13 protein-coding genes are annotated in these 13,312 nt (G+C 42.3%); 6 read left to right on the top strand and 7 right to left on the bottom strand.

The window, feature by feature from the left end:
* Positions 1-80 precede the first annotated feature (80 nt).
* The 4 genes from dnaG to rsmD all read right to left on the bottom strand — a co-directional run bounded on the left by dnaG (position 81) and on the right by rsmD (position 3,415).
* The gene (dnaG, locus tag HUS62_RS02835; RefSeq protein WP_062566444.1) at positions 81-1,832 is read right to left on the bottom strand and encodes a DNA primase; all 1,752 of its coding nucleotides are present in this window, start codon (positions 1,830-1,832) and stop codon (positions 81-83) included.
* A gap of 136 nt (positions 1,833-1,968) precedes the next feature.
* Positions 1,969-2,415: a GatB/YqeY domain-containing protein gene (locus tag HUS62_RS02830; RefSeq protein ID WP_054551044.1), complete on the bottom strand. Its 447-nt coding sequence runs from the start codon at positions 2,413-2,415 to the stop codon at positions 1,969-1,971.
* Between the two features lie 21 nt (positions 2,416-2,436).
* Positions 2,437-2,652, bottom strand: a complete 216-nt coding sequence (rpsU, locus tag HUS62_RS02825) for a 30S ribosomal protein S21 (RefSeq protein ID WP_002957797.1) — start codon at positions 2,650-2,652, stop codon at positions 2,437-2,439.
* Positions 2,653-2,797: 145 nt separating this feature from the next.
* Entirely contained in the window at positions 2,798-3,415 is a 618-nt protein-coding gene (rsmD, locus tag HUS62_RS02820) for a 16S rRNA (guanine(966)-N(2))-methyltransferase RsmD (protein WP_175078470.1), read from the bottom strand.
* Between the two features lie 209 nt (positions 3,416-3,624).
* Here rsmD and ftsY point away from each other — a divergent pair, with 209 nt between their 5' ends.
* The 5 genes from ftsY (at position 3,625) to glsB (ending at position 9,317) form a co-directional block, all read left to right on the top strand.
* Positions 3,625-5,496, top strand: coding sequence for a signal recognition particle-docking protein FtsY (gene ftsY, locus HUS62_RS02815; protein ID WP_175078511.1), 1,872 nt, complete (start codon positions 3,625-3,627; stop codon positions 5,494-5,496).
* A 53-nt stretch (positions 5,497-5,549) separates the two neighbouring features.
* On the top strand, positions 5,550-6,227 hold the full coding sequence (gene ftsE / locus HUS62_RS02810; protein WP_054560978.1) for a cell division ATP-binding protein FtsE: 678 nt from the start codon (positions 5,550-5,552) through the stop codon (positions 6,225-6,227).
* Positions 6,224-7,210: a permease-like cell division protein FtsX gene (gene ftsX, locus HUS62_RS02805; protein ID WP_054551047.1), complete on the top strand. Its 987-nt coding sequence runs from the start codon at positions 6,224-6,226 to the stop codon at positions 7,208-7,210. Before ftsE ends, ftsX begins: the two co-directional genes overlap by 4 nt.
* A 242-nt stretch (positions 7,211-7,452) precedes the next feature.
* On the top strand, positions 7,453-8,316 hold the full coding sequence (gene rpoH / locus HUS62_RS02800) for an RNA polymerase sigma factor RpoH (protein WP_054551048.1): 864 nt from the start codon (positions 7,453-7,455) through the stop codon (positions 8,314-8,316).
* 80 nt (positions 8,317-8,396) lie between these two features.
* A complete protein-coding gene (gene glsB / locus HUS62_RS02795) occupies positions 8,397-9,317 on the top strand; it encodes a glutaminase B (protein WP_175078469.1) in 921 nt (306 codons plus the stop codon).
* Positions 9,318-9,323: 6 nt separating this feature from the next.
* On the opposite strand, the gene HUS62_RS02790 is transcribed toward glsB, so the two are convergent.
* Entirely contained in the window at positions 9,324-10,628 is a 1,305-nt protein-coding gene (locus HUS62_RS02790) for an inosine/guanosine kinase (protein ID WP_054551050.1), read from the bottom strand.
* Positions 10,629-10,808: 180 nt separating this feature from the next.
* Here HUS62_RS02790 and tadA point away from each other — a divergent pair, with 180 nt between their 5' ends.
* Positions 10,809-11,306, top strand: a complete 498-nt coding sequence (gene tadA, locus HUS62_RS02785; RefSeq protein WP_175078468.1) for a tRNA adenosine(34) deaminase TadA — start codon at positions 10,809-10,811, stop codon at positions 11,304-11,306.
* On the opposite strand, the gene HUS62_RS02780 is transcribed toward tadA, so the two are convergent.
* Positions 11,307-11,477, bottom strand: coding sequence for a hypothetical protein (locus HUS62_RS02780; protein ID WP_165385080.1), 171 nt, complete (start codon positions 11,475-11,477; stop codon positions 11,307-11,309). It abuts the gene before it with no gap.
* 102 nt (positions 11,478-11,579) lie between these two features.
* Positions 11,580-13,061, bottom strand: a complete 1,482-nt coding sequence (mltF, locus tag HUS62_RS02775) for a membrane-bound lytic murein transglycosylase MltF (protein WP_175078467.1) — start codon at positions 13,059-13,061, stop codon at positions 11,580-11,582.
* Positions 13,062-13,312 lie beyond the last annotated feature (251 nt).

Genomic DNA, 13,312 nt, shown 5'->3' with positions numbered 1-13,312 from the left:
AGCTCGCTTACTAATTAAGCGACACGAAAACTAACTAGACGCAGTGAATAGCACAGTATAACAGCATTATTCAATTCTGACTAGCTGTTGCTGCCTTTTAACGCTTGCGTCAGTAAGTGGCATTCTAGCCTTTCTTCGCTGCTTAAGCCTTGGGTCTTGTCTTTTATTAATAGGGTCTCTAGTCGATAATTTAAACACTGGTCTTCAATAAATTTAAAAGTATTTTTAAAAACCGTCTCTAAACGATCGTCATTTATTTGGTGCTGCCAAGTTGCTAGTTTCACTAGCGCGTCATATTCAGCACCATCCCTAAATGACTCTAAAATTTGTGCCGTCGTAATACCTTCACGTTCTAGTGCTAAGTGCTGAATGCGTAAAAATAGCTCAATACCGGCTATTTTCATCTCAGCTAATTCTGGCATATAAGCAATGCTGGTCGCCAAATTTGGGTGTTGCAATAAAATACCAATCGCTTGACGCATCGGCGTTATTTTAAATTTACGCTCAATCGCATGCTGTTGCTTTGGCGACTTAACGCGATTATTTAATTGCTCTCTTGTCCGACCAATTAAGCGGCCAAGATGTTCCAAAATATTTTCTTGGTAAAAATCACTAGGGATTTTTTCAATTAGCGGCAGGGCATCACTAAGGAGCTTTGCTTTACCTGCGTCTTGAGTAAGGTCTATCTCTTGGCTGAGCTTATTAAACAGCACCTTAGTAAAATCATCCGCTTCGCTTAACCTAGCTTCAAAAGCGTCTTTACCTTCTTGTTGTACCAGTGAATCAGGGTCTTCACCATCTGGTAAAAACACAAACTTTAACGACTTACCATCACCAAGATAAGGCAGTGCATTTTCTAGTGCACGCCAAGCTGCATCGCGACCTGCACGGTCACCGTCGTAGCAGCATATCACTTTATCTGTGGTTCTAAATAAAGTGTGCATATGTTCTGCGGTCGTTGCTGTGCCAAGGGCGGCAACGGCATATTCGATGCCTTGCTCAGCTAAAGCAACAACATCCATATAACCTTCAACAATTAAAATATGTTCAAGTTTCTTATGTGCTTGCTTGGCTTCGTATAAACCATAAAGCTCAAAGCCTTTATGGAAAATACGGGTTTCTGGTGAGTTAAGGTATTTAGGACCTTGATCCGCTTGCATAACACGGCCACCAAAGGCAATCACCCGACCGCGTTTATCGCGTATAGGGAACATGAGTCGATCACGGAAGAAGTCAAATTGACGACCAGGCGATTTTTCAGAGGCTAGTTTTAGTTCTACAAGCTGTTCTTTTTGTTCTTTATTGCGGCCAAGTTGTTGGCATAGCGCTTCCCATTCACTAGGCGCATAACCAATCATGAATTTTTTCGCTGTTTCACCGCTTAAACCACGACCCTTGATATAGTCGATAACCGTTTTTGAGTTGGCATGATGCTTTAACTGATGCTGATAAAAGCGAGCTGCATGTAACATTAAATCGTAATCAGAGCGCTTTTGTTCTGCAGTTCGTTGCGGGCCTGAGCTTGTGCCTTGTTCGCGAGGTACGTCTAAATTGAGCATACTCGCTAATTCTTCAATAGCATCAACGAACTCTAATTTGTCGTATTCCATAACAAACGAAATTGCATTGCCATTGGCACCACAACCAAAGCAGTGGTAAAACTGTTTATCTTGAGAAACGGTAAATGAAGGTGATTTTTCGTTATGGAATGGGCAACAGGCTTGGTAGTCTTTACCTGCTTTTTTAAGGCCAACTCTCGAATCAATTAACTCAACAATATCTGTGCGAGCGAGTAAATCATCAATAAACTGTCGAGGGATTTTTCCGGCCATAGCTGTTGTATTTTCCTGCGCTATCTATGCGTTGTAAAATAAGATTTGAACACAATTACTGTGTTTATGAAAGACTAAAAGCAAGAAACCGAGCACTAGGCTCGGTTTGCTTGAATCATACATCTGTATGTGGGGGTTAGGCAGTTAATCGTTGCTTGATTAAGCCAGAAATCTTACCTAAATCGGCACGACCTTCAGCTTTGCTTTTGATAACTCCCATTACCTTACCCATGTCTTGCATACCCGCTGCGTTTGTATCAGCTATAGCCGAGTCAATAAGAGCAATGATTTCTTCTTCACTCAATTGTTGAGGTAAGAATTCTTCAAGTGCTTTAATCTCACTGGCTTCAATTTCAGCTAAATCTTCACGACCCGCATCAATGTACTGGGTGTAAGAATCGCGACGTTGCTTAACAAGCTTTACTAAAACAGCGGTAATACCGTCGTCGTCAAGCGTAATTTGCTCGTCAATCTCACGTTGCTTGATTGCAGCAAGTACCATGCGGATAGGCTTAAGACGTTCTTTGTCTTTTGCCTTCATCGCATCTTTTTGCGCATCTTTTAGCGTTAATAAAAGGCTCATTTATACAAGACCAAATACTGATTAGTATAATTTAACGCGACGTGCGTTATCGCGAGAAAGCTTCTTCATGTGACGCTTTACTGCAGCAGCTTTTTTACGCTTACGCTCAGCTGTTGGTTTTTCATAGTGCTCGCGACGACGAACTTCTGAAAGGATACCTGCTTTTTCACATGAACGCTTGAAGCGACGAAGTGCTACGTCAAACGGTTCGTTCTCTCTTACTTTAATTACTGGCATTAAAAATTCACCTACCTAAATAATGAGCGTTGCTCAAGTTGATCGAATAACGACCAAGTGGTTCAAAAATGGTGCGGTATTGTAATCTGAAGCAACACCACATGTAAAGAATAATATTAACAGAAACTAGGTTTGCAAAACAGAGTTAATTTGTCTCGCGTTGATATAGTCGACAAATTACTTGTCCGGCAGCTTTTTCTTTTAAAAGCATCCAGTTATCTGGGGTGTCTAGGTCGCTTAGTTCGCTTTCGACCTCAACATATATAAGTGCTTGGGCAGATAACCAGCTATTTTTTTCGAGTAAAAAACAACTTTTTTCAGCCAAGTTTTGTCGAAATGGCGGGTCAACAAAAATTAGATCAAATTGTTCGTTTTGCGTGTTTTGTTCCAATAATGAAAGGCTATTGCCTTGTTTTACGGAGGCATTATCCAATTTAAGGGTGCTAATGTTTTCTTTTAGTTGGCTAGCGGCGCCTTTATCTAGTTCGAAAAACACAGCATGATCAGCAAAGCGCGATAACGCCTCAAAACCTAAACCGCCGGAACCGGCAAAACAATCGAGTACCGCTGCGCCTCGGGTATCTTGCATTAGCCAGTTAAATACAGTTTCTTTTATTCGGTCTGTGGTTGGGCGCAAGCCTTGCACATCTTTTACGGGTAATTTTCTACCGCGAAATTGCCCACTAATAATACGAATAAAACCATTTGCTGATTTATTGTTCGCTGCTTTTGCTTGGCGGTTAGCTGTAGATTTTTTTCTCATTTAACTCACTAATCATTGGTAACTGACCACTAGCTCAGATAATATTGTATGCAATAGCTAGCGTGTCATTTTTCTACTGCGCTAAAAGTGATAGTATTGCGACCTTAGCGATAGATGGTACCTGTTTATGTTTGGCTAAAAAGCTGAACTGTCACCAAACTATTATTCATGTAAGTTTATCAGATTTTTATAAGTGGTTATTAGCAAGTATGGCAAAAAAAAGTAAATTCCTGTCTTGGTTTGGTTTTGGCAAATCAGATAAGCAACAAGCAGAGCAAGCAGCAAAAGAGGCTGATAACCAGAAGCAAATAGAAGAACAACAGCGAATTGAAGCCGAAAAGGCAGAAGCTGAACGTTTAGAACAAGAACGCATTGCTGCTGAAAAAGCTGAAGCTGAACGTCTAGAGCAAGAACGCATTGCTGCTGAACAAGCAGAGGCTGAACGTTTAGAGCAAGAGCGTATCGCTGCAGAAAAGGCAGAAGCTGAACGTTTAGAGCAAGAACGCATTGCGGCAGAACAAGCAGAAGCTGGACGTTTAGCTCAAGAACAGCAAGCGGCAGAACAACAACGTCAAGAACAACAAGCTCGTCTTGCTGAGCAAGAAGCTGCAATGAAATTAGAGCAAGAGCGTGCTGCAGCAGAACAGGCGCAGCGTGAAGCCGAGCAAGTTGCTGCACAGAAGGCCGAGGCAGAACGTCTAGAGCAAGAACGTATTGCGGCAGAAAAGGCAGAAGCGGAACGTTTAGAACAAGAGAGTATCGCTGCTGAAAGAGCAGAAGCTGCTCGCTTAGAACAAGAACGCATTGCTGCAGAAAAGGCTGAGGCGGAGCGCTTAGAACAAGAACGTATCGCGGCAGAAAAGGCAGAAGCTGAACGTTTAGAACAAGAACGTATCGCAGCAGAAAAGGCAGAGGCGGAGCGCATAGAACAAGAACGCATTGCTGCAGAAAAGGCAGAGGCGGAGCGCTTAGAACAAGAACGTATCGCGGCAGAAAAGGCAGAAGCTGAACGTTTAGAACAAGAACGCATTGCTGCAGAAAAGGCAGAGGCGGAGCGCTTAGAGCAAGAACGCATTGCTGAAGAACAAGCAGAAGCTGAGCGTTTAGAGAAAGAGAAAGCTGCTCAAGCCGCTGCTGAAAAACCAAAGAAAGAAGGTTTCTTCGCACGCCTTAAAAAAGGTCTATTAAAAACTCGCGTTAATATTGGTTCTGGCTTTGCGTCTATTTTTAGTGGTAAGAAAATTGACGATGAGTTATTTGAAGAACTAGAAACACAATTACTAACAGCCGATTTAGGTGTTGATACAACAATGAAGTTGATTGATAACCTAACCGATGCCGCTGATCGTAAACAGTTAAAAGATGGCGATGCTTTATATGAGTTAATGAAGCAAGAAATGGCTAGTATGCTTAAAACCGCCGAGCAGCCGCTGGTTGTAAGTGGTGACAAAAAGCCATTTGTTATCTTAATGGTGGGTGTAAATGGTGTAGGTAAAACCACCACGATTGGTAAATTAGCTAAGCAGTTTCAAAACGAAGGTAAGTCAGTGATGCTTGCTGCCGGTGATACGTTCCGCGCTGCAGCGGTTGAGCAGCTGCAAGTATGGGGTGAGCGTAATAGCATCCCAGTGATTGCTCAGCATACAGGTGCAGACAGTGCGTCAGTGGTATTTGATGCATTTCAGGCTGCAAAGGCTCGTAATGCTGATGTGTTAATCGCCGATACAGCAGGTCGCTTGCAAAATAAAGATAACCTAATGCAAGAGCTTGAGAAAATTGCCCGTGTAATGAAGAAAATTGACCCAGATGCGCCGCATGAAGTTATGCTAACTATTGATGCAGGTACAGGTCAAAACGCAATTAGCCAAGTTAAATTATTTAATGAATGTGTTGGTTTAACGGGCATTACTTTATCTAAACTAGATGGTACCGCTAAAGGTGGTGTGATTTTCGCCGTTGCAGATAAATTTAATATCCCAATTCGTTACATTGGTGTTGGTGAAGGTATTGATGATTTACGTACCTTTAATAGTAGTGACTTTATTGATGCACTATTTAGCCAAGACGAGGATGACGCATAATTAACTAAAGGGAGCTTGCTCCCTTTTTCGCTGCAAGATGATTGATAACTAAAATGATAAATTTTCAGCAAGTCAGTAAAACATATCCAGGTGGCCATCGTGCCCTTGAAAAAGTCAGCTTTCATATTAAGCCTGGCGAACTGGCCTTTTTAACCGGGCACAGTGGGGCAGGTAAAAGTACCCTATTGAAACTTATCAGCTTGATGGAGCGTCCATCAGCCGGGCAGGTGCTTATTAATGGTGTTGATTTAAATGCTGTTAAATCGCGTCAGATCCCTTATGTGCGCCGCGATATTGGTATCATCTTTCAGAATCACCGTTTACTAGAACGTTACTCAGTGTTTGATAATGTTGCCTTACCTTTAATCATTGAAGGTACGCACCATAAGCAAATAGCTAAACGTGTTCACGGTGCGCTTGATAAAGTAGGGTTACTTGATAAAGCTAAGTGTAATCCAGCAACCTTATCAGGTGGTGAGCAGCAGCGTGTTGGTATTGCCCGCGCTATTGTCAATTCTCCGCCTATTTTGCTCGCCGATGAGCCAACCGGTAACTTAGACCCTGAACTTTCGATGGACATTTTACGTTTATTCGAAGACTTTAATAATCATGGTACAACCGTACTCATTGCAACCCATGACATTGGTTTAATTGCACGTATGCGTTATCGCAGTTTAACACTGAAAGATGGCCGTATGATTGACGATCCGTTAGCTGAGGGGGCACTATGAGTTTATTGTTTAAAAGCCGCAACAGCCAAAACGAACGTCAGAAGAAGTCATTTTTAGCAGCGCCTTATTTCTTCTTTATTAATCTTATTCGCCAAGGTGTGCACAGCCTCGGTGAAATGTGGCGAACGCCTTTAGCCTCATTGATGACCATTGCGGTATTGGGATTAAGCCTAACACTGCCAGCGACGCTTTATTTAGTGGTTAAAAATGTCTCGCAAGTGAGCAGTGGCTTTGAAGATGCCGCAGAGATCTCGTTGTTCGTAAAAGAAACTATGAGCGAACAGCAAACGCAAACCTTGGTTAAGCGTTTAGCACTCTACCCTGAAGTAGATAAAGTGGAGTTTATATCAAAAGGCGATGCCCTCACTGAATTTAAACAAGTATCAGGATTTGGCCAAGCACTTGAATATTTAGATGCAAACCCGTTACCTGATGTTGTGATTGTTACACCGACAGCACGATACCGTCAGCCAAATACGGCAAAACAATTACTGCAAAAACTTGAAGGCGAAAGAGAAGTTGATTTTGGTAAACTCGATATTGCTTGGCTTGAGCGATTAAATGCACTTTTAAGTTTATTAAAAGAAAGCGTGATCACCATTGCTCTACTATTATTAACCTCCGTCACCCTTATCATAGGAAATACTATCCGCTTATCAATCATGGATAAGAAAGATGAAATTCAAGTGATGAAGTTAGTTGGGGCGACAAACACCTTTATTCATGCGCCATTTTTATGGACAGGGATTTGGTACGGTATTATTGGTGGTTTGTTCTCTTTTATTTGTGTTGCGTTAATGATGTGGTGGCTTGGTGCTGCTGTAAGTGATGTTGCGGGTGTTTATGAAACCAGCTTTGACTTAATTGGTTTAACACTCACAGAGTTTGGTATTTTAGTCGCTCTTGCAACAGGCTTAGGGTTTGTTGGTTCATACTTATCAGTTAACCGCTACATAAAAGAAATTGAACCCGATAAAGTGTAATACCCGATAAAGTGTAACAATTCGTTGTTACACTGCTCTTTTAGCGATAAATAGTAGTCGCTGTTAATTTATCAAAATATCACTCCAAGCTAGAATTCATGGCTTATTCAGCGTGTTAGCGTAGACTAAAAATAGATGCAAAAACCACTTGATTTGAACTTTAAAAAAGTTTTTAATTGAAGTTAGCACTCTCGCTTAAAGAGTGCTAAGATGGTTTCAAATGTTTATCACTGAGGTGAAAAATGAGTAAAGATTTATACGCAATGGCACTTACTGCAGGTCAACAGAGCGCAAGTATGGACGGCTACCTTCAAGCGGTTAGCACTATTCCTATGCTTGATGCAGAGAAAGAAAAGCAGTTGGCGACACGTCTTCAGGAAGAAGGTGATCTTGAAGCTGCGAAGCAACTCATTATGTCGCATCTACGCTTTGTTGCTCATATTGCGAAAAGCTATTCAGGTTATGGCTTACCGCAAGCTGATTTAATTCAGGAAGGTAACATTGGTCTGATGAAAGCGGTAAAACGTTTCGACCCAAGTGTAGGTGTTCGCTTAGTTTCATTCGCAGTACACTGGATCAAAGCTGAAATTCATGAATACGTACTGAAAAACTGGCGTATCGTGAAAGTTGCAACTACAAAAGCGCAACGTAAATTATTCTTCAACCTGCGTAAAAACAAAAAACGTTTAGGCTGGTTTAACCAAGCTGAGGTTAGCACAGTTGCTAATGAGCTAGGTGTAAGTGAAAAGGAAGTACGTGAGATGGAATCACGTATGAGTGGCCAAGATATGGGCTTTGACTTAACGGGCGACGACAATGACGACGCACCGACAAGTACATACTCGCCAGTACAGTATTTAACAGATGGCAGTGCTGACCTTGCTGATGATATCGAAGAGCAGCAATGGCAAGAACAGTCTCATGCACGTTTATTTAGCGCGTTAAAAACCCTTGATGAACGTTCTCAAGACATCGTAAGTGCACGTTGGTTAGCTGACGATAAAGCAACATTACAAGAGCTTGCTGAGAAGTATAACGTTTCAGCAGAGCGTGTTCGTCAGCTAGAAAAAACAGCGATGAAAAAACTGCAATCAGCGATGAGCTAATAGCAATCGCTATAGCAAACCATCTTTAGTAGACTACAAAGCCTCGCAAATGCGGGGCTTTTTGTTTTAAAGGACGCGGTATGTCACAGATTGATTATCAACATGTATTAGATGAAATCACAAAAGAAGTTCAACCATTACTGAGCCAAGGTAAGGTTGCTGATTATATTCCTGCGCTTGCAGAGGTTGAGCCAAACCAGTTTGCCATTGCTATTCATACAGTAGATGGGCAAACCTATTGCGCGGGTGATTGTAGTGCGCGTTTTACAATTCAATCTGTTTCGAAAGTAATGACCTTAACTTTAGCACTTCAGCGTTATGGTGATGAGCTGTGGCAACGAGTCGGTAAAGAGCCTTCAGGCACCGCTTTTAACTCTCTTACACAGCTTGAGTTTGAACAGGGCATACCACGCAACCCATTTATTAATGCCGGCGCGATTGTCACCTGTGACGCGTTATATAGCCGTTTATCTGCGCCGATGCACTCTATGCTTGAGTCATTTCGTCAGTTATCAGGAAATGCTCAGGTTGTTATTGATAAGAAAGTGGCAAATTCTGAATATGAGTTTCGTCATCGCAACGCCGCGATGGGGCATCTAATGAAGTCATTCGGCAACTTTAATAATGAAGTTGATGATGTGTTATGGGCTTACTTTAACTTCTGTGCCATAGAGTTAAACTGCATAGAATTAGCAAAAGCTTACAATTACTTAGCAAACCAAGGTAAAGATGCCAATGGCCAAGAAGTACTCAGTGCAAGGCAAAATAAGCAGTTAAACTCGTTACTGTTTACCAGTGGTTTATACGATGCTGCAGGGGATTTTGGCTACCGTGTTGGTATGCCGGGTAAGTCTGGGGTGTCGGGTACTATTTTAGCTGTATTACCAAATCAATTTACTGTGGCTGTGTGGGCGCCAAGACTTAACTCGTATGGTAACTCAGTAGCTGGGATAGCGGCTCTTGAGCGTTTATCCCAGAAACTGGATATTTCGATTTTTTAGTTGCTGTTACTGATCCCAGTAAACTTGCTCTAAACAATCTTCACGTTCAGGTAAGCCACGAGATAAACGTGGCGAGTGCTGAACAAGTACTTCATAACTTGCACGGTTAGCGTATTTACTAATTTGTGCAAGCGATGAGTAGGTCATAGCAGGTTGCTGATGCTTCGCTGAGTTTGCCACATTAAGTTTGTGGTAAACGTTTGCTGATAGGTCATGCAGTACCGCAGCCAGAGCACAATCGCCTGCGCCATTGGTATTTTTAATACTATCTGGGCCGCCCATAAATGGTGCTGTGTGGCTGTACGCACGAATTGGGTTTTGGCAGTCGTCTTTACGCATTGCGCGAGAAAATTCATAACGGTTAAAGTCAGCAATCGCGCCTGGTAATAACGGGTATTCTGTTTCACGCTTGAATGAGTCGTCTACGTAACCGGCCATAAACAAGCCTTTTTCGCCAGCCGTGCAAATAACTAAATCAGTCCAATCTAGCGCTTTGTCGGCTGCCAGAAGCGGATCTTCAAAGCCGGTAATCGCAAGGCCCTCCTCTTCGTTCATCGCAAGAATATCAACATGCTCTTTTACAAAGTCAGCCCACCAAGTAGGGTCTTGTTCAATTAGGAACTTAGTGCCAAGGGTTAAAACCACAGGGACACCTGCATCATTGGCATATTTCACTGCCTGCATGGTCGCTTCTGTCATGGTTTCATCACCTTGAGTACGCATTAGGTATGCGCTGATCACCAGTGCTGATGAATTCTCAATAAGTGCCTGATCGATTGATTCAGGGCGCAGGTGATTCATAAGCCCCGCGCTGATTGCGAAGGTACGCTCACCGGTCTCGTCAATTAAGGTAAAACAACGACCAATAGGGCCATCTACAGGCTGAAGGTAGTCAAGGTCAACGCGGCTAGAGGTGTTACATAAAAAACGGTATGCATAGCTGCCGATTTTGATATTTTCACTCATTACCCCTAACAGTACTGATCGGTCGTCAGCTAGGGTAGAGTAGTTGTGCATGGTGTTACCTACCGTACCACCGGCAAACTCATAATCGATCATATTGTCGAGTTTTAGTCTGTCGTATAGCGCGTTGGTAATATCGTTATCGATCACTTGCGACATGCCACGGCGCAATTGAAATTCATCTAGGAAAGCTTGATCAACTTTCGCTTCAATATCTACCACAATTTGGTCGATACCCGTAATATAACTACGTTGTAGTCGGTCGGTTGAGTTAAGTTGATTCGTCAGTGGATCTTTGGCTTCCACCGGAAAATAATGTTTATGCCTGCGGCGTCCAGGAAATTTCATTTGCTACCCGTGTTGTAAGCTAAATAAAAAAAGCGCGAGATTATAGCGCAATATGGGTCCATTGAGCCATGAAAAAGCCACTAAATTTTGCGTTAATTTTTAAGTGTAGCAGTATTTATTGCCGACATTTTTCACTAACTAGGTATAATTACTCACAGTTTTACAATATTTGTGTGATATATGAGCGAACAATTTAGCGACCAATATTGGATGGAAAAAGCATTAAACTACGCTAATGAAGCGGCTGCTATTAATGAAATTCCGGTTGGTGCTGTGCTGGTAAAAGACAATCAGCTGATTTCTTATGGTTATAACCGCTCAATTATCGATAACGACCCATCCGCTCATGCTGAAATGATGGCAATCCGCGAAGCAGGTAAAGTACTTAATAACTACCGATTAATCGATTGCACCTTGTATGTTACGTTAGAACCTTGTTCTATGTGCGCAGGTCTGTTGGTACATAGCCGTATTAAGCGATTGGTATTTGGTGCTAAAGATGCCAAAACGGGATCGGCAGGATCAATTATGAATCTGCTGCAAGAGCCTAGGCTTAATCATCAAGTTGAAGTAACCGGTGATGTACTAAGTGAGCAGTGTGGGGCGTTAATTTCAGCGTTTTTTAAGCGCCGTAGAGAAGAGAAAAAGGCGGCAAAGCAGGCTGCTCGCAACGCCTAGTTATACAACCGGCGTTGCAGGAACTTGTGCTTCCATTAACTGCATCGCAAATAAGCGGCGACGCCAAATAACTTTTTTGTGTGTATTACGTAGCATGATACGACGGCGGGTCGCCGTTGAGTAAATAACATTCCGCTTGAACTTATGTGTCGTGCGTCTTCTTTTTAACATGAGTGCTCCTTAAGTGAGAGTAAAGCATGGCATGGTCCATTCCATTTCTACTAAAAGATAATGATCATTTGATGACAAGTAAACAGATTTCGGTGCTTGAAGTTAGTTGTTTTCTAATTCTTGCTGCTCTGAGTTGGTTTGTTGCGTGTTGTCATTTGGCTTTGGTTCGCTCGCTTGCGCTTCAGGTTGAGCTTCAGGTTGAGCTTCTTCAGTGCTTTGTTCTTCTTCGCTTGGGTTAGCAATCGCATCATTTTCATCAAGCCAAACCAGTGCGTCGTAATAGCGACGGATATTATCAACGTACTTTACTGCAACATCGCCACGGGCATAACCATATTTGGTTTTTCGATAGTAACGCTTTTTAATTAAAAGCGGTAAGCGCTTTTTAACATCTGCCCACTTATCGGGGCTTGCACCTTCTTGCTCGGTAATAATACGTGCGTCGTTGACGTGTCCCCAGCCAACATTGTAAGAGGCTAAGGCAAACCAAGTTCTGTCGGGCTGCGGAATGCGTTCAGGGATCCAAGAAATCACTTTGGCAAGATACTGCGCACCGCCTTTAATATTTTGCTCAGGCTCTAGTCGGTTTGTTACGCCGACCTGTTTTGCTGTTGCTTGGGTTAGCATCATTATGCCACGTACACCGGTCGGTGACTTAGCCCTTGGGTTCCACATTGATTCTTGATAACTCAAAGCTGCCAGTAATCGCCAGTCTATGTTACCTGCGTATTGCTCAAACCAAGGTTGGTATTTAGGTAAGGTGTCTTTTATTGCTTCGATATAAGCAAGGGTATTCACATAGTTAAACTGACGAACATGGCCGAAGTATTTTTCTTCTAACACATAAAGCTGGTTGCTTTTCTTAACGTCGCCAAAAAATGGCACCATCAAGGCATATAAAGAGTCGTCACCATCTTTTCTTAGTAACCAAGCGATAGGGTCGTTACGGGTAACCGAAAAGCCGATACTCAAATTTGGGTGATAGCGGCGAAACAGCGATAAGGTGTGTGAATCTGCTAGAGTGTAATCAATTTCACCGTCGATAACTGCTTGCAGAAGCTCTTCTTCATCCATGTCTTCTGTTTCGTTCCAGCTAAGTTCAGGATGCAGTTGTTTTAATTGCTGTAGTGCCAACGAGTGGCTGCTTTTGGCTAAAACAGTCAGGTTACCAGTTAAATCCTCAAACTCTCGAGGGCGAGTACGGCCTTGTTTATAAACTAATTTTTGGCTAATTGTGCGATAGGTTGGGCCAAATCGATAATGCTCTGCCCGAATCGTATTATAGGTAAGACCTGAAGCTATAATATCTAAATCGCCACTTTCTAAGCGTGCAAACATATCGGATAGATTAAAAAAAGGCACCATCTCGAGCTCTACACCAACATAGTCAGCAAATTCTTGGGCAAGCTCATATTCAAAGCCTTGCACACCTTGTGGAGCCTGATAGTAGTTACTCGCGCCAGCTAATGTGCCTACTCTAATTTTGTTCTGTGCCTTGATATGAGCAAGTTGCGACGGTTGCTGTTGCATATCACACGCACATAACATGAGCACTAAACTAAAAATAGCGAGTAACTTTTGCATAGATTATAAATGCCCCTTAAACCATTACCTTAGTGTTATAACAAAACTTCTAAGCTACGTCACTTGGCGAATAGTTTTAGTTATCGATTTAAAAATTAATAACTATAACAAGGCAGCTGGTAGATAAGTCATACAGAACAAGTACCTGCAGAGAAATAAAGACGACTAAGATAGTTAATTGTTGCAACCATAAAAGCGGTTATGAAGATTATTTAAATAAAAGCGTAATTTTGAGTTAAATCTAGACGTTA

It is taken from the genome of Pseudoalteromonas sp. 0303 (assembly GCF_013349995.1).
In the GTDB taxonomy this organism is placed as follows: domain Bacteria; phylum Pseudomonadota; class Gammaproteobacteria; order Enterobacterales; family Alteromonadaceae; genus Pseudoalteromonas.
Note: the sequence above shows the minus strand (reverse complement) of the source record. Positions and strands in the feature narration are given on the sequence as shown.